The sequence below is a fragment of the Streptosporangium sp. NPDC002524 genome (assembly GCF_040295985.1).
Lineage (GTDB): Bacteria > Actinomycetota > Actinomycetes > Streptosporangiales > Streptosporangiaceae > Streptosporangium.
Genome location: NZ_JBEOWK010000008.1, coordinates 89,161 through 105,492 on the forward strand (window position 1 = coordinate 89,161; position 16,332 = coordinate 105,492).

Consider the following 16,332-nt stretch of genomic DNA (forward strand, 5'->3'; position numbering starts at 1 on the left):
CGCCTCGGGAGTCGTCACCGGCTCCCGGGGTCGGTGAGGTGCTCCATCGCGGTGAGGTCGATCTCCATCGCGCTCGTCCTCGGAGGCAGGCCCAGCGCCTGGACCGTACCGGCGCGCAGCTCGCCCGCGTGTCCCAGCACGGCCTCGCCGACGAGCAGCTCCAGGCAGCGTCCAGGCAGCCAGGGCGCGTGCTCGGTGGGCCGGGTGACCAGCCCGGCCCCCATGACGTGCGCCGCCGTACGCGCGGCGTCGACCGCGCGGGCCCACGACGACTCGCCGGTCAGGGCGGCGGCGAGGTGGCGGGGCTGGGCGGGGAGGGCGGTGTTCAGCGCGTCGAGCTGGTCGTCGGTGGGGCGGCGGTCCGCCCGGGGGACGGGCGGGAGGTGGCCGCTCGCGGGCGGCACGAAGACCGCTCCCTGTTCGAAGAGCGCCGGAGCCGGGTTTCCCCGGGTGAGGTTGAGGCCCAGCGCGCCCAGCAGCCCGGGGAGAAGCGTGGTGCGCAGCGACGGCTCGCGCGGGCTGATCGGGTTCGTGAGCGTCAGCGTGGCGCGGCGCGGGTCGTCGGGTGCCAGGCCGAAGGCGTCCCACGCGGCGTCGCAGACGAAGGGGAAGCACGGCGTCTCGACGTATCCCGCCCCCGCCAGCGCGTGCCCGATCCGCCGCCGCAGGTCCTGTGACCGGGTGAGCCCGCCCCCGGTCTCCCGTCTCCGTACGGCCCTGGCAGCGTGACCGCGCGCCAGCGGGATGGTCTCCATGTCGGGTACGGCCCGCGCGGCCGGCACGGCCCGGGTCGCGGCCGGCGCCGTGATCGTGGCCGTGACCCGGGGAAGGGGCCGGGGGCGCGGGCCGCCGGGGGCCGACTCGTCCATTCCGAGGGGGAAGCGGACGTCGCCGTCGACGACGTCGCGCATGTCCTTCAGCCCGTAACGGAGCATCAGCGTCCGCTCGACGCCCATGCCGAAGGCGAAGGCGCCGTACCTGTGCGGATCGACGCCGCAGGCGGCCAGCACCCGGGGGTGGACCATGCCGCAGCCGCCCCACTCGATCCATCCCGCGCCGCCGCACGTCCCGCACGGGCCCGCCGGAGCGTCTCCGGCGGCGCTCTCCCGGGAGGCAATGACGGGAGCGTCTCCGGCTGCACTCTTCCGAGGGGCCGTGGCGGGATCCTCCGCGACGGTGCCACGGCAGACCGTGCACTCCACGTCCACCTCCGCCGACGGGTCGGTGTATGAGAAACGGTGGGTGCGGAGCCGGGTCACCGTGCCCCTGCCGAACATGGAGGCGGCGAAGTGGTCGAGGGTCTTCTTCAGGTCGACCATGGTGAGGCCCAGGTCGACGGCGAGGCCCTCGACCTGGTGGAACACCGGGCTGTGGGTGGTGTCGGCCGTGTCGGGACGGAAGGCGCGGCCCGTACAGACCACACGGAGGGGAGGGGGCGTGTCGAGCATCGCCCGTACCTGCACCGGTGAGGTGTGCGCGCGCAGCACGAGACCCGACCTCCGGCCGGGAACCGAGGGGTGCTCGACGTGGAAGGTGCGTTCGGGAGCGCGGGCGGGGTGGCGGTCGTCCATGTTGAGGGCGTCGAAGGCGAACCACTCGGCCTCGACCTCGGGCCCCTCGGCGACGCGGTAACCGAGATCGAGGAAGACGTCGGTGATCTGCTCGGCCATGATCGTCACCGGATGCCGGGCACCCCGCGAGTCGTACGGCGCGCTCCCGGCGCGGCCGCTGGATGCGCTCCTCATCGACTGCTGCTGCCTTCTTCCTCTGTGGGGCGCTTCCCGCGTCATCCCCGTGCGGGCGGCGCCCGAGACGGCCAGGCGAAAGCCGCCGGATCGCCTTCCGGCCGGGACGTGCGGGAAGCGAGCGAAAGCGCGGATCGTGGCGACCGGACGGCCTCACGCGTGAGACGCGAGGTCACCTTCTGGAAGGGGACCGGCGTGCGACACCCGTTCGGAAACACCGGCGCCCACGCGTCATCCCGAGCCTTCGCTACGCTGAGCGCTGACATGACTACCCAAAGTTATTGCCCGGTCAATGGTGAGTCAACATGCCACCAGATCGGTGGCGGGGCGGAGCGAGGAGAGGGCTCGGTCGCGTAGGAGAGAGGTCGGCGATGTGCGTCCGCTTTCCCTGTGGGATTCTCCGGCGAGGAATGTCCGGGGGGATGTCGAGCCGGGGATTGACCGGCAGGGATCGCCTGCGGGGATTGACCGCGGGGATTTCCGGCGTGGGCCAACGGGCCCGCGAGGGGCGAGAGGGCCGAGAGGGTCAACGGGCCCGGGGTGGGATCCGGGACGGGAACGACGGGGCCGGGACGGGAACGACGGGGCCGGACCCGATCGGGGCACCCGGCTCAGGTGCGGGCGGGGTGCCCCGATCGGGTCCGGCCTGTCGGCCGGTCCGGGCTTGGGGTGCCCGGATCTGGTACGGGAAGGTCAGCCCGCCCGGGTCTGGGCGAGGTATCCGGCGAACTCCTCCAGGGAGATGAGGCCGTCGCCGTCCTGGTCGATCCTGGCGACGGCCGCCGCGGCCGCCTCCGGGGTGATCGGCTGGCCGAGCACCTCCATGAGCCTGGTCAGCTCGGGAATCGAGATGAGGCCGTCACCGTCAACATCAACGATCTTGAAAGTCGTCGCGTAGTCGTCCGCCACGATTGCATCCGCCTTCGGCAGCAGGGAAATCAGACGCCAAGCACACTAGCGGGATTCGAGGCGTATCTTCCGGCTGAAAGCGGAGGTTTCCCATCGTTACAACACAGCCGTGAGTACGACACAACCATGGGTGCGGCACAACCATGAGCACGGCAGAGCCACGAGCACGGCAGAGCCACGAGCACGGCAGAGCCATGAGTGCGGCCATGACGGGGGCGCCGCCGATCGGATCGGCGGCGCCCCTCTCGCCCTCTGCGCTGTCACGGCTGTCACGTCGCCCCGCGTCCCGTCCACGTCGTACTTCTATCGAGGTGGACGGCCCGGCTAGGGCAGGACGATCAGGCGCGCGCGCCGGCCATGGCCTGGCAGGCCTCGGCGCACATCCGGCACGCGTTGGCGCACTCCTTCATCATGGAGTCGTTGCCCATGGACATGCACGCCTCGGCGCACTTGTTCGCCACCTTCGCGCACATCGCGGCCATCTCCATCGCCATCGGCGACTGGCGCATCATCATGTCCGCGCACATGCGGGTCATGTCGGCGCAGTCCATGAGCGGACCCATCATCGCCATGTCGGCATGCTGGCCCCCCTGCATGAGGCAGTAGGTCATGGTCTGCTCGCAACGGCTGTGGCTCTCCATGCACGCATCGATGCACTTCTGCATCTGAGGGCTCATCTTGACCGCGTGGCTCATGCTTTCTCCCCGTTTTCGTGACCGTTCTGCTTCAACGGCCGAAGATCTCGCAACAGTGTTGTGCCCCTGTCGAGCACCCTTGCCAGCCGGGGAGTTCTGCCTTTAGTCGCAGATGGCAATAGTTTTGTGCATAAATTCACCCATCATTTGTAGGGTTAGTAGGAAACGCGGAGGCGGCCCGACCATTCCTGGCCCGTTCATTCCCGGCCGGACCATCGTGGTCAGACCGCCACCACCAGACCATCGCTCTCAGCTCCCAGCCCCTAGCTCCCCGTCCCCGGCTCCGCGCCGTCAGGTTCCCGCCGTCAAGTCCACGCCATCAGGTCCGCCAGGCCCGCCAGGTCCGCCAGGTCCCCGTGGTGGTCAGACCACGGCGCCCGAGCCCTCGCGGGCCGGGGCCGGTCCCCGCCGCTTGGGCCGGGGCGGTGCGGTGGGCCTGCGCCGCTCCAGCTCGATCGCGAGCGGTCCCGCGACCAGCGCGGACGAGAGCGTGCCGACGACGATCCCGATCAGCAGCGCCACCGCGAAGTCGGTCAGCGAGTCACCGCCGAGCACCGCCAGCGCGGCCAGGATGAACAGCGCGCCCAGGCCGGTGTTGACCGTACGGGGAACGGTCTGCAGGATCGCGGTGTTCGTCACCTCGGCGAACGGAGCCTTCGGCCGCGCGCCCCACAGCTCGCGGACCCGGTCGAAGACCACGACCTTGTCGTTGACCGAGTAGCCGATCACGGTGAGCATCGCGGCCAGGAACACCCCGTCCACCGGCTTGCCCAGCCACGCGAACGCGCCGACCACGATCGCCGCGTCCGCCACCAGGGCCAGCACCGCCGCCAGCCCGAACGTCCAGCGGAACCGGAACGCGAGGTAGGCGAGCTGCGCGGCGAGCGCGACACCCAGCGCGATCAGCGCGTTGCGGCGCAGCTCGTCCCCGAGGCTCGGCCCGACGAGCTCGTCGCGCTCCTTGGTGACCTGGGCGCCCCCGCTCTCCAGCGCGCTCTCGATCCGCACCACGTCGGCGGGGCCGATCTGACCGGCCCGTACGGAGATGTCCTCGCCGGAGGACTGCACCACCGCGTTGGGGAACCCGGCCTCGCTGACGAGCTCGCGGGCGGCGTCGGCGGTCATCGGGGTGCTCGCGGAGTACTCCACGAGCCTGCCCCCGGTGAACTCCACGCCGAAGTCGAGCCCCCGCACCGCGACTCCCGCCACGGACGCGGCCACCAGCACGCACGTGACCAGGAAGTACACCGCGCGGCGGCCCATCAGGTCCGGCTTGCGCGCGTTCAGCCAGGTGCGGACGCGCCCGATGTCGGACAGGCCGGTCAGCCTGGGCCGCGAGGACACGGCCTGGAGGCTCACCGCCCACTGGGCCAGGACGCGCGTGATGACCATCGCGGTGATCAGCGAGGCGATCACGCCGATACTGAGCGTGACGCCGAAACCGCGTACCGGCCCGGACGCCAGGAAGAACAGCAGCCCGGCGGCGAGCAGCGTGGTGATGTTGGAGTCGGCCACCGCGCTCCACGCGTTGCGGAAGCCCTTCTCCAGCGCGCCCCTGAACCCCGGTTCGGCCGCGTACTCCTCCCTGGCCCGTTCGAAGACCAGCACGTTGGCGTCGACCGCCATGCCGATCGCCAGGACGAAGCCCGCCAGTCCCGGCAGGGTGAGCGTGGCGCCGAGGGCCACCAGCGCCGCGTACGAGATCAGCGCGTAGCAGCCGAGGGCGAGGGCGGCGATGAGGCCCACCAGCCGGTAGGTCACGACGATGAACAGCGCGGTGAGCGCGATGCCGATCACCGCGGCCTGGGCGCTGGCCGTGATCGCGGCGGCGCCGAGCGTCGGGCCGACGGTCCGCTGCTCGACGATCTCGACGGGGACGGGCAGCGAGCCGCCCTTGATCAGCAGGGCCAGGTCGGCGGCCTCCTCCGAGGTGAAGCTGCCGGTGATCTGGGTGGAACCGCCGGGCAGGCCCACGTCGCAGGCCACGCCCTCGTTCACCTGGGGCGAGACGATCACCTTGGAGTCGAGCACGATGGCGATCCTGCGCTTGGGGTCGCCCGGCTGGTTGCAGGCGGCCTGGCCGGTCAGCTCGGCCCACTCCGCCTGCCCGCTGTCGCGGAAGTCGACGGTGACGAACCAGCCGCTGCCCTGCTGGGCGTCGATCCCCGCCTCGGCGCCGCTGACGCCCTCGCCGGTGAGGGCGGCCGGTCCGATGTGCAGCGGGCCGCCGCTCTCGTCGGGAAGGAACTGCTCCCCCTTCCCCGGCTTGGTCCCGGCCGCCGGGTCGGGGACGCCGAGGACGGGGTGGAAGGTGAGCTGCGCGGTCTTGCCGATGACCTCGGCGGCCTTGGTCGGGTCCTGCACGCCGGGCAGTTCCACGATGATGCGCCGCTCGCCGGAGCGGGCCAGCGGCGCGTCCGCCACGCCCAGGCCGTCGGCCCGGCGGCGGAGCACCTCAAGGGTGCGGTCGGTGGCCGCGGCGTCGGCCTTGACGGTCGGTGAGTCCCTGGTCTCCAGTACGAGCTGGGTGCCGCCGCGCAGGTCGAGACCGAGGCGCGGCGACATGGTCAGGGCGATGAACAACGAGGTGGCGATGACGGCGAGCGCCGCCACCGCGCGTACCACCGGGGCACGCGACATGGGAGCCTCCACAGGCTGGGGGATTGTCCTCGGGGATGCCGGAGGGACCGCTCTTTCCGGGACGCCTGCGTGTTCCGCGTACGGCGTGTTCCGCGTACGCCGGACTTCGGGCACGGCGGCCTTCAGGACGAAAGCACGGCGGCCTTCAAGACGAAGCACGGCGGCTTCCAGGACGAAAGCACGGCGGCCTTCAAGACGAAGCACGGCGGCTTCCAGGACGGGAGCACGGCGGCCTTCAGGACGGGAAAGGCGTTTTCCGGTACGGCGAAAGACCCGGAGCGGCTCCGGGCCGGTTCAGCCGGTTGTGGAGGCGGGCGGCGCGCGTCCCGGCCTGACGAGCAGGGCCGCGAGCGAGCGGGTGTCGTCGTCTCGGGCCGGGCGCGAGTCCTGGCCGGTGGCGAGAGAGAGGTGCCGGAGGTCCGCCGGTGGGGTCGCGAGCGGATGGCCGCCCCCGCCCCCCAGGCCGATCCCGGCCGCGGAGAGGCCGGTGACGTGGGCGTTCCTGTGCCCGCCGTCGGAGACCGGGCGGGACAGCCGCTGGTGCTCCCCGGAGGCCTGGGCGACGGCGGTGTGCCGCAGCAGGACGGCGGCGCCGCTCCCGCCCAGCCCGCCGGAGACGAGCAGCGGCAGCAGCAGGGCGAGCAGCCAGCCGAAGGGCGCGCCGCGCCTCAGCTGTCGCATGGTCTCCTCCTGGCCGTCCCGTCCACCGTAACGTGCCGGAGGCCTCGTGATCTCGCGGGCGACGGCCCAATGTCAGCGTTGTCTCATAAACACGTCAAGGGAGGGTAGTGCGGACGCATGCGACTCACCTATACGGCCGATCTGTGGTGGAAGAACGCCGTCGTCTACTGCCTGGACGTCGAGACCTACAAGGACGGGAACGGTGACGGCATCGGCGACTTCCGGGGCCTCACCCAGCAGATCGACCACCTGGACCGGCTAGGGGTGACCTGCATCTGGCTGATGCCGTTCTTTCCCAGCCCCAGCCGCGACGACGGCTACGACATCAGCGACTTCTACTCGGTCGACCCCCGGCTGGGCACGCTCGGCGACTTCGTGGAGTTCATGCGCACCGCCAGGGACCGGGGCATGCGGGTGATCGCCGACCTGGTAGTCAACCACACCTCCGACGAGCACCCCTGGTTCAAGGAGGCCCGCTCCAGCCGCGACTCTCCCAAGCGCGACTGGTACGTCTGGCAGGACGAGCCCGGCCCCGTCGACCCGAAGGCGATCGTCTTCCCCGACAAGGAGGACAGCCTCTGGGAGCTGGACAAGAAGACGGGCCAGTACTACTACCACAGCTTCTACAAGTTCCAGCCCGACCTGAACACGGCGAACCCGCAGGTCCGCGACGAGATCGCGCGCATCCTCGGCTTCTGGATGGAGCTCGGCCTGTCCGGCTTCCGGGTGGACGCGGTGCCGTTCCTGATCGAGGGCATCGGCGGCGACCCGCACGAGTTCCTCGCCGACCTCCGCGCCTTCATGAACCGCCGCGATGGCACCTCGATCCTGCTGGGCGAGGTCAACCTGCCCTACCCGGACCTGATGAAGTTCTTCGGTGACGCAGGGAACGGCGACGAGGTCACCATGTGCTTCGACTTCATCGCCATGCAGCGCTTCCACCTGTCGATGGCCCGCCAGAACCCGGAGGCCCTCGCCGAGGCCCTGCGCGACCGGCCCGAGCCGCCCGACGACTCCCAGTGGGCGATGTTCGTCCGCAACCACGACGAGCTGACCCTGGACAAGCTCACCGAGGCGCAGAAGCACGAGGTCTTCGACGCCTTCGGCCCCGACAAGAACATGCAGGTGTACGACCGGGGCCTGCGCCGCCGCCTCCCCCCGATGCTCGGCGGCGACCTGCGGCGGCTCAAGCTGGCCTACAGCGTGCTGTTCTCCCTGCCGGGCACGCCGGTGCTCTTCTACGGCGAGGAGATCGGCCTCGGCGAGAACCTGAAGGCCGAGGGCCGGATGGCGGTCCGGGTCCCGATGCAGTGGTCGGCCAAGGGCGGCTTCTCGCCCGACCCGAAGACCAACGTCCCCTCGCCCACCGGCAAGTTCGGCCCGCGCAACGTCAACGTCGAGGACCAGCGCCGCGACCCCGACTCGCTGCTTCGGTGGATCATGCTCCTGGTCGAGCGCTACCGGGAGTCGCCCGAGCTGGCCTGGGGCGCGTACGAGATCCTGGACGCCGGTGACGTGGCCGTGCTGGCCCACCGGGCCGACGCCGAGGGCGGCACCGTGGTCGCCGTCCACAACTTCGCCGACCGCGAGGCGAAGGTGGACCTCGTCCTCGAGAAGCTCGATGGCTGCGAGACGCTGGTCGACCTGCTGGTGGACGGCACCATCGCCCTGCCCGCCGACGGCCGGGTGAAGTTCACGCTGGAGCCGTACGGCACCCGCTGGCTCCGCGCCTCCGTCCCCGACGCGGCACCGGAGGACACCTCGGCCAAGAGCGGGTGAGCCCTGGAGGGGGACCCCCCGGACAGAGGCGGGTGAGCTCTTGAGGGGGACCCTCGGCCGGGAGCGGGTGGTCCGGCCAGGTCACTGACCAGATCACCCTGGGCCGGGGCCGGGAGGTCCCTCCGCTGCGTCCTCCCGCTTCCCGGGCCAGGCGAGCATCGCGAGCTCGGCGACCCGCTCCAGGTCCCGCCGGGTCGCGCCGTCGCGGGCCTGGGTGGACATGCCCTGGACCGTGGCCGCGTAGAACAGGGCGAGGATGTCGGGGTCGGTGTCCTCGGGGAGCAGGCCCGCCGCCACGTCCGAGGCGATGACCGCCGCGATCGCGGCCTTGGCCGCCTCCCTGATCCCGCGCAGCGCCTCCCGCACGTCGGCCGACTCCGGGCCGACGTTGACCGCCGCGCTGAAGACCAGGCAGCCCGGCGGGTGCCCGGGCGCGGTGTAGTTGGCCGCGGCCTCGCGCAGCACCCTGGCGATCGCCGCCCGCGCGGTCGGCTCCTCGGCCAGCGCCCGCGCGGTGAAGTCGTATCTCCGGTAGCGCTGGACGACCTCCTCGAACAGATGCCGCTTGTCGCCGAAGGCGGCGTACAGGCTGGGCGGCCGGATGCCCATCGCGGTGGTGAGGGAGGCGATGGAGGTGGCCTCGTAGCCGTGCCGCCAGAACTCCAGCATCGCTATCTCCAGCACGGCGTCACGGTCGAAGGCTCGCTTCCTGCTCACCGGAGCATTGTATAGCGCTCGCTAAAAAACCCTGCTACGGTCCTTTTCTGTAGCGGTCGCTATAAATACGGGAGGCGATGTGAGAACCGCGTTGGTGACGGGTGCGAGCAGGGGGATCGGCAGGGCGATCGCCCTGCGGCTGGGACGTGAGGAGGTCCGGGTGGCCGTCCACTACGCCCGGGACGAGACGGCGGCCGGGGAGGTCGTGACGGCGATCACCGAGGCCGGGGGCGAGGCGTTCCCCGTCCGGGCCGAGCTCGGGGTGGACGGGGACGTGGAGACGCTCTTCGCCGCCCTGGAGAAGGAGGTGGACGCGCTCGACATCCTCGTCAACAACGCGGGGATCATCGTCCCCGGCGGCATCGCGGAGACCACGCCCGAGGCGTACGACAGGATGTTCGCCGTCAACGTCAGGGCGCCGTTCTTCATCCTCCAGCGGGCGCTGCCGCTCCTGCGCGACGGCGGGCGCGTCGTCACCATCAGCTCCGGCGTGACCAGGATCGCCTTCCCCGAGAGTCCCGCCTACGTCGCGACCAAGGGGGCGATCGAGGTGCTGAACCGGACGCTGGCCAAGGAGCTCGGCCCGCGCGGGATCACCGTGAACTCGGTCTCGCCCGGCATCACCGACACCGACATGAACGCGGGCTGGCTGCGCGGCGACCCGCAGGCCCTGGCGTACGCGTCCGGGCTGGCGGCCCTCGCCAGGATCGGCGCCCCGGAGGACGTCGCCGACATCGTCGCCTTCGTGGTCTCCGAGGACGCCCGCTGGGTCACCGGAACCACCCTCGACGCCACCGGCGGCTCCGGCCTCTGACGAGGCCGAGTCCAAGTCCGAGTCCGACAGGACCAGAGTCCGAGTCCGGCAGGGCCGGAGGCCGAGTCCGGCAGGGCCAAGGGCCGCCGGGGACACGCCACAGAGGTCACAGAGGCCACAGGGCCCCAGGGGCGGAGGGCCCGGTCTCGACCGGGGCTAGGGGGTGTCCCGCGGCTCGGCGGCCTCCCCCAGCTCGGTGAAGAGCGTGAGCTGGAGCCCGGCCGGACCCTCAAGACGGGAGTTGAGCGAGTTCCACGGGGTCCGGACGGGTTCGGCGAGCACCGTGGCCCCGGCCCCGGCCAGCTCGGCGGTGACGGCGGCCGAGTCGTCCACCTCGAACGCCACCCGGATCCGCCCGGCCACCCTCCGCCCCACCTCGACCCGGTCGATGAACTCCGCCTGCGCCGGGTCCGCGATCTCCAGGGTGGCCCGGCCCGCCTCCAGGATCGTCACCCGGCCGTCGGGCGAGGAGTACGCGGCCCGCTCGGGCAGGCCGAGCACGTCGCGGTAGAAACGCAGCGCCTCGTCGTAGTCGGCGGCGGTGACGACCAGGCGCAGCTCTCGAACGGTCATGACGGCTCCCATGGTGATCGCGGATGTCCGACCACGACAGCACGTCCGGCCGCGCCCGGCATTCCCGACCCGTCCCCGCGCCTGCCCTCAGCCGGATCTGTCCATTCGGATCCGGTGTTCCAGCCACTCGTACGCGGCGGCCGACATCCGCTTGGTCCATGGAGCCGGATCGTTTTCCGCGATCTCATCCCACATCCGTACGCTCGCCCCAGCGAAGGCCTCTACGCCCTGCTCAGGCGCGCTTGACCACGCGGGCGTCCTTCCGACGACCTTTTCCGCCTCCTGTGCGGAATGGCCCCCCGCGATCAGCCACAGGATGAGGCACGCCGGGTCGATCCAACCGGCTCCTCGGGTGGGCCACGCCCAGTCGACGAGCAATGCCTCGCTGCCGGTCATCAGGACGTTGACCGGGTTGTAGTCGGTATGCAGGAGCCGATCACCCTTGAACCATTCCAGTTCTTCTGGAGCTGCCACGTACGTCCGCCAGCGATGCTCGGCGACCTTCACCGGCAGATCCGGACACGGAAGCCTTCCAAGCGTTATCAGGGTGTTCACAAGAGGAGCAAGGTCCGGTGATCCGGGACAAAAGTCAGCATGATGGCCGTCGACCGCCTCGAACCCCAGGACGTCCCACTCGCCTTTGACCCGCCACAGCAGGGGAGGAGACAACCTGCGGACGCACGGATTGATCATCGCTTCCATGTCCTGGGTCCACCGGCGAGGGTAATCCCGGCGCAGCCCTTTGACGAACACCTTGCCCGAGGCGGTGTCCAGCAGTGCCGCGACGGCGGAGTTCAGTCCTTCCGACACCGTCTGTGACGACCACACCGACCCCGTGTGCTTCTCGACGGCGGCCCTGGTCTCATCCGGAAGATCATCCCAGTGGACGCGCACAACCGCCATGGCTCTCCGTCTCTCACGCTGAGGGGCCACCCCACGGATATCGTAGGGCGGCCCTTCACCCCGGCGTCTTCTAGTAGGGCTGATCGTCACCGGCAGAGCAGGAACACTTGTTGGAGTCAACGAGTGTGTCCAAGTCCGCGACGAACTCAACCTCCGGTCTGCCGGCGGGTCTGGTCCCAACTTCGACGAAGATGGCGATCATCGATCTCTCACCTCCTCTCTTTCTCGGTGCTGGCAGTAGTTCCGCAGGGGCGACTTCGCCTTGCGGTAGAGGGTGACGAGCGGCATGCAGGTCCCGCACGAGCCGCTCAGTGTGCAGCCGGTGCATCCGCCCTGCCGCAGCAGCAGCGAATCGGCAATGGCGCCCAACCTGGCCAGCCCTTCCACCCCCTCGTCCATCAACGGGATCTGCGGATCGCGGCCGATCTTGCAAATGCTGGCCATCCCGTGCGGGTCTACGTGGAAGAAGGTGTGTCCCGCCTGGCAGCCGGTGAACGGTTTGCGCTCACGCAGGTGCTCCACCGACTGCGAAGGGAGAGTTTCCGGGCCGCCGTAGATGGTCGGCGACATGTTCATGAAGGCCGCGTGCGGGATTCCCCATTCGTCAGCCATCGCCTGCATCTGTTCAAGCTCGTGCTGGTTCGTGTTGGTCACGATCAGGCTGAGTTTCAGAGGGAGACCGGCCTCACGCGCCGCAGCCACTCCCCTGGTGAACAGCCGGTAGGCCCCTCGGCGGCGGGTCAGTCCGTCATAGCTGGCCTCGGTCGCTCCGTACATGCTCAACGTGATGTCGTGCGGCCGATGGGTGGTGAGCAGCTCCAGGATCTTCGGGTTTGCCAGGCGAGAGCCGTTGGACAGGATGGTCAGCATCATGCCGAGTTCGTAGGCCAGGCCGTACACCTCGGGGAACAGCTTGTCGATCATCGGTTCGCCACCGGTGAGCTGAAGCCACAGCACCCCCGCGTCCCGCAGGATGTAGAGCAGCCTTTCCCGCTCCGGCCATGACAGCCCCTCGAACTTCTTCAGTCCGAGGTAGCAGTGCTCGCAGTCGTAGTTGCACCCCAGGTTGAGCTCGTACGTCGCGCGAACGTAGCCGTACGGGGACTCGGGCCTGATGAGGACTGTTTCGGCGAACGGGCTGCCGGAGACGTCGTCATCCCATGATCTGCGGACGGCGTCGGTGAACCAGGTGGGCGACGACGCGGTGTTGGTGAGCTCTCGATACCTGCCTTCGGAGACCTTCAGTCCCCCCGGACTGCCGGGACGGAGCACCAGGTACTCACCGAGGAACGGACTCACGATGAGCTTGTGCACGATGGTCATGTCGCCCTCCAGGTTGTTCACTCGTCGCGGTTACCGGCTCTGCCGAAAGACGGCACCCGGCAGGAAAATGGGCAGGAAGCCATCCGGGCGTCCACAGGCCAGGGTGAAGGCTCACCCATTCCGAGGCGACCGTGCCTTTCTGCGGAGTTATGGTGCCGATGTCAGCGGCACGCGTCGCCAAGGTCGGTTCTCCAGCCGTGTCTCCGTGTCCAGGCGACGGGCCAGTTCGGCCAGGGTCGCCCCGCACCGGATGTTGGACAGGCCGTGCTCAAGCCCGTACACCGACATGTCCGCGCGCCGCACGGCGTACCAGCCGCCTCCGGCCGCCTCCGAGATCGTCCAGGTGTGCCCGTAGAGCTTCGTCAGTTCCGCCAAGGTCACAGCGGGCTCGCGGTGTCCGGCGCGGGGGGAGTCGTCTCGCACAGGCCGGCGTGGTGGAACGCGATCCGTCGCGCGGCCCGGCCGGGTTCGGCCGCCTCCTGCCAGGCGTAGACAGCGCGCCGACGTTCGGCGTTCCAGCCGGTGTGCCACCAGAACCGCTCCCCGTTGGACCACACCACCAGGCCCACCCCGACCGACACCAGCGCCAGCCCGTAGCCGTCGTGAACGTCGGCGACGATCTCGTAACCCGCCAGGGCCTCCCGGAGCCTCTCCGCCGCGTCCACCGCCGCCGACCCGTACGTCGCGGGCGCGGTCATGGCGTACCTCCCATCGCGAGGATGAGATCCAGAACCCTTTCCGGTTCGTCACACCGGACCGTCTCCGTATCGCCGCCGCGCACAGCCACCACATAGCAGCCGGCACACGCCCCCATCCTCACGGTGGCGTCCCGGCAGCCTTCGGAGCCGATCACGGCCAGCTCGGGCGGATGTCGTTCCATCGACCACGTGACAGGGGGCTGATCGGGCCACTGGGCGGCACGGTCGGCGAACAGCCCGAGACTGATCATGTTGTGGCGGCGGGTGCGAACTCCTCGCTCCTGCAGAAGCCGTTGTACGACGGCCAGCGCTTTGTCCTGATTTTCCGCCGTGACCGCGTCAACGGCAGGCAGGGAAGCTCTAGAGCGATCCACGGATTGCACCTCCAGCGCGCGTTCCTGGCCCCACTCGGTCTACTGGGGCAGATCCGTTTTCCTTCGGGTTCTTGACGAGCCGAGCACAGGTTGATCGTTGCCGTCGTTCCGTACTTTTGCCGGTCCGTAACGCTTTGTGATGCCCTGCTTCAGGTGGCGGGTGCTCCATCTGGGCCTGCTGCGTCCCATCGTGCTGCCGCACACTCTCCGAAACGACAAACGTTTATCGTTTGCTATAGTGGGCTCGCCGACCGCTAAAGTCAATGAACTCCAAACGATTGGCGTTTCGGTGAACGGTCGACAGAACATGGGGGCACAGTGCAACAGGTGAGCAGGCATGGCTTCCGCGAGATCGCCAACCAACTCCGGCAAGCGATCATCGAAGGCCACTTCCCGCCCGCGACGTTCCTCCCACCGGAGCCCGAACTCGCCGAGCGGTACGGCGCGTCTCGAAGCCTGGTCAACAGGGCGATGCAGGTGCTGGCCGCCGAGGGAGTGGTTCGCGCTCGTCAGGGGCGCGGAACGATGGTCACCTGGCTTCCGCCGCTGACACACTCACCGGCTCGCTACGCGCGTGAGCTTCGCGAAGCCGATGGTGCCCGTGGCGCGTTCGACGCGGAGATCCGTGCCATCGGACTCCGGCCCGAGCACGAGATCACCACCGAACGGGCAGCACCGCCCGACAGCGTCGCGGATGCCCTGGGAGTGTCACGGGGACAGGCGAACTGCCTGGTCCGGCGGCGCCGTCTGCTCGCATCCGGCATACCGGTACGTCTGAACGCGTCCTGGTTCCCGCTCGACATCGCGGCCGACACCGTTCTGGAGGACGGGGAATCGGTGATCGTCGGCGGGGTCAAATCGGCGTTGGCCGAGATCGGCTACCCGCAGACGGTGGCGACGGAGCGATTCGCCGTCCGGCCGCCGACGGACGCGGAGGTCAACGCGTTGGAGATCAGCCCGGAACGCAGCGTTTTGGACATCAACCACACCGGTCAGACCGCCGACGGACGGGTGGTCGAAGTCACGACCACCGTCACCCCCGCGCACTATCTGATCATCGAGACCCGGTTCCCGCTCGCCTGACGTTCCGCACCATGTCCCGTACCCCAAGATCGGAGAGCACGTAGTGACAGCCACCGTCGCGGCGCAGCCGCAGACCTCGGAGTCGTTCCTGGCCGGGCCGCTGCCCGCGTACGTCTATGACCTGGTCGAACTCGGCGCCCACGTCAGGGACGTCCGCGCCGCGCTGGGGGACGTCGAGCTGTACTACGCGGTGAAGGCCAACCCCGACCCGGAGCTGATGCGGACGCTCGCCCCGCACGTCGACGGCTTCGAGGTCGCCTCGGGCGGCGAGCTCGCGCACGTGCGCGAGCACTTCCCGCACGCGCCGATCGCGCTGGGCGGGCCGGGCAAGACGGACGCCGAGCTGTTCGGCGACGTGACCCGCCTGCACGTCGAGAGCCCCGGCGAGCTGCGCCGCCTGCTCGCGTCCGGCCGCCCGGCTGACGTGCTGCTCCGGGTCAACCTGGACGTCCCGATCGAGGGGGCCTCGCTGGCGATGGGCGGCGGCGCCACGCCGTTCGGGATGGACCCCGCCGGGATCGCCGAATGCGTCGCCCTGCTGGAGACCCAGAGTGCCGTACGGCTGCACGGGATCCACGCCCACCTGGCCAGCGGGCTCGACGCGCCCCGGATGCTGGAGCTGGCGGCGGCCGTCCTGGACTACGCGCGCACGCTGGGGGCGGCCGAGATCAACCTCGGCGGCGGCATGGCCGTCTCCTACGCCGACCCCGATGACCGGTTCGACTGGACGGCCTACGGCAAGGGCCTGGCCGCGCTCCGGCGCCCCGGTGAGACGCTCCGGATCGAGCCGGGACGCTCGCTGACCGTCTACTGCGGGAGATACGTGACGCGCGTCATCGACGTCAAGCGCGTCCACGGCGAGCTGTTCGCGGTCGTGGCGGGCGGGACCCACCACATCCGCACCCCCGCCACCAAGGGCCACGACCAGCCCCTGATCATGACGGAGGCGGGTGAGCCGATCACGATCGTCGGCCAGCTCTGCACGCCCAAGGACACCCTGGCCCGCCGGGTCCCCATCGCGCTCAAGCCCGGCGACCTGGTGGAGTTCACGATGGCGGGCGCCTACGCCTGGAACATCTCCCACCACGACTTCCTGATGCACCCGAAACCGAGCTTCCACTATCTGACCCGGTAGGGCCGGAGGAGACCCCGGCCGGCCCCGACCCGGGTACGGGGACACCCGCCGGTACGCATATGCTGCGCATCGTCGTTTCCGTGTCAGGCAGTGTCCAGGGCGTCCTGCGTGTCTTTCGTACCCAGGGTGCCCGGGGTGTCCAGAGTGTTCAGAGGGAGAAGCTCACCGTGTACAAGGAGTTCGCGATCGAGGCCGTGGTCTGGGTCATCCCCGTCGTAGTGCTGCTCGGGCTCGCTTTCATGATCACTGCCTGACCCGTACGG

17 protein-coding genes are annotated in these 16,332 nt (G+C 69.8%); 5 read left to right on the top strand and 12 right to left on the bottom strand.

The window, feature by feature from the left end; translation table 11 throughout:
- Positions 1–14 precede the first annotated feature (14 nt).
- From ABT053_RS15820 to ABT053_RS15840, 5 genes are all read right to left on the bottom strand, one after another.
- Complete coding sequence (locus tag ABT053_RS15820; protein ID WP_350969733.1) at positions 15–1,745, bottom strand: tRNA ligase subunit PheS family protein; 1,731 nt, start codon at positions 1,743–1,745, stop codon at positions 15–17.
- Between the two features lie 693 nt (positions 1,746–2,438).
- The gene (locus ABT053_RS15825; RefSeq protein ID WP_350969734.1) at positions 2,439–2,654 is read right to left on the bottom strand and encodes an EF-hand domain-containing protein; all 216 of its coding nucleotides are present in this window, start codon (positions 2,652–2,654) and stop codon (positions 2,439–2,441) included.
- Positions 2,655–2,992: 338 nt separating this feature from the next.
- Positions 2,993–3,349 carry a four-helix bundle copper-binding protein gene (locus ABT053_RS15830; RefSeq protein ID WP_502991776.1) on the bottom strand — a complete coding sequence of 119 codons (357 nt, stop codon included), beginning with the start codon at positions 3,347–3,349 and terminating at the stop codon, positions 2,993–2,995.
- A gap of 363 nt (positions 3,350–3,712) precedes the next feature.
- On the bottom strand, positions 3,713–5,989 hold the full coding sequence (gene secD / locus ABT053_RS15835; RefSeq protein WP_350969736.1) for a protein translocase subunit SecD: 2,277 nt from the start codon (positions 5,987–5,989) through the stop codon (positions 3,713–3,715).
- Between the two features lie 294 nt (positions 5,990–6,283).
- The gene (locus tag ABT053_RS15840) at positions 6,284–6,670 is read right to left on the bottom strand and encodes a hypothetical protein (RefSeq protein WP_350969737.1); all 387 of its coding nucleotides are present in this window, start codon (positions 6,668–6,670) and stop codon (positions 6,284–6,286) included.
- Positions 6,671–6,787: 117 nt separating this feature from the next.
- Between ABT053_RS15840 and ABT053_RS15845 the strand changes: the two genes are divergently transcribed.
- On the top strand, positions 6,788–8,449 hold the full coding sequence (locus ABT053_RS15845) for an alpha-amylase family protein (RefSeq protein ID WP_350969738.1): 1,662 nt from the start codon (positions 6,788–6,790) through the stop codon (positions 8,447–8,449).
- Positions 8,450–8,542: 93 nt separating this feature from the next.
- On the opposite strand, the gene ABT053_RS15850 is transcribed toward ABT053_RS15845, so the two are convergent.
- Positions 8,543–9,166, bottom strand: coding sequence for a TetR/AcrR family transcriptional regulator (locus tag ABT053_RS15850; protein ID WP_350969739.1), 624 nt, complete (start codon positions 9,164–9,166; stop codon positions 8,543–8,545).
- A 79-nt stretch (positions 9,167–9,245) separates the two neighbouring features.
- On the opposite strand from ABT053_RS15850, the gene ABT053_RS15855 reads away from it, so the two are divergent.
- The gene (locus tag ABT053_RS15855) at positions 9,246–9,980 is read left to right on the top strand and encodes an SDR family oxidoreductase (RefSeq protein ID WP_350969740.1); all 735 of its coding nucleotides are present in this window, start codon (positions 9,246–9,248) and stop codon (positions 9,978–9,980) included.
- 156 nt (positions 9,981–10,136) lie between these two features.
- On the opposite strand, the gene ABT053_RS15860 is transcribed toward ABT053_RS15855, so the two are convergent.
- The 6 genes from ABT053_RS15860 to ABT053_RS15885 all read right to left on the bottom strand — a co-directional run bounded on the left by ABT053_RS15860 (position 10,137) and on the right by ABT053_RS15885 (position 13,851).
- Entirely contained in the window at positions 10,137–10,553 is a 417-nt protein-coding gene (locus ABT053_RS15860; protein ID WP_350969741.1) for a VOC family protein, read from the bottom strand.
- 87 nt (positions 10,554–10,640) lie between these two features.
- Positions 10,641–11,456 (bottom strand): hypothetical protein, encoded by an 816-nt coding sequence (locus tag ABT053_RS15865; protein ID WP_350969742.1) that lies wholly within the window; start codon positions 11,454–11,456, stop codon positions 10,641–10,643.
- A 198-nt stretch (positions 11,457–11,654) separates the two neighbouring features.
- A complete protein-coding gene (locus tag ABT053_RS15870; protein WP_350969743.1) occupies positions 11,655–12,800 on the bottom strand; it encodes a radical SAM protein in 1,146 nt (381 codons plus the stop codon).
- A 126-nt stretch (positions 12,801–12,926) separates the two neighbouring features.
- On the bottom strand, positions 12,927–13,154 hold the full coding sequence (locus ABT053_RS15875) for a hypothetical protein (protein WP_350969744.1): 228 nt from the start codon (positions 13,152–13,154) through the stop codon (positions 12,927–12,929).
- Between the two features lie 2 nt (positions 13,155–13,156).
- Positions 13,157–13,477 carry a hypothetical protein gene (locus ABT053_RS15880; RefSeq protein WP_350969745.1) on the bottom strand — a complete coding sequence of 107 codons (321 nt, stop codon included), beginning with the start codon at positions 13,475–13,477 and terminating at the stop codon, positions 13,157–13,159.
- On the bottom strand, positions 13,474–13,851 hold the full coding sequence (locus ABT053_RS15885; RefSeq protein WP_350969746.1) for a hypothetical protein: 378 nt from the start codon (positions 13,849–13,851) through the stop codon (positions 13,474–13,476). The genes ABT053_RS15880 and ABT053_RS15885 overlap by 4 nt, the downstream gene beginning before the upstream one ends.
- A gap of 327 nt (positions 13,852–14,178) precedes the next feature.
- Between ABT053_RS15885 and ABT053_RS15890 the strand changes: the two genes are divergently transcribed.
- The 3 genes from ABT053_RS15890 to ABT053_RS15900 all read left to right on the top strand — a co-directional run bounded on the left by ABT053_RS15890 (position 14,179) and on the right by ABT053_RS15900 (position 16,323).
- Positions 14,179–14,934, top strand: coding sequence for a GntR family transcriptional regulator (locus ABT053_RS15890; protein WP_350969747.1), 756 nt, complete (start codon positions 14,179–14,181; stop codon positions 14,932–14,934).
- A gap of 43 nt (positions 14,935–14,977) precedes the next feature.
- Positions 14,978–16,069, top strand: a complete 1,092-nt coding sequence (locus ABT053_RS15895; protein WP_350969748.1) for an alanine racemase — start codon at positions 14,978–14,980, stop codon at positions 16,067–16,069.
- Positions 16,070–16,149: 80 nt separating this feature from the next.
- Complete coding sequence (locus ABT053_RS15900; RefSeq protein ID WP_350969749.1) at positions 16,150–16,323, top strand: hypothetical protein; 174 nt, start codon at positions 16,150–16,152, stop codon at positions 16,321–16,323.
- The last annotated feature ends 9 nt before the right edge of the window (positions 16,324–16,332 follow it).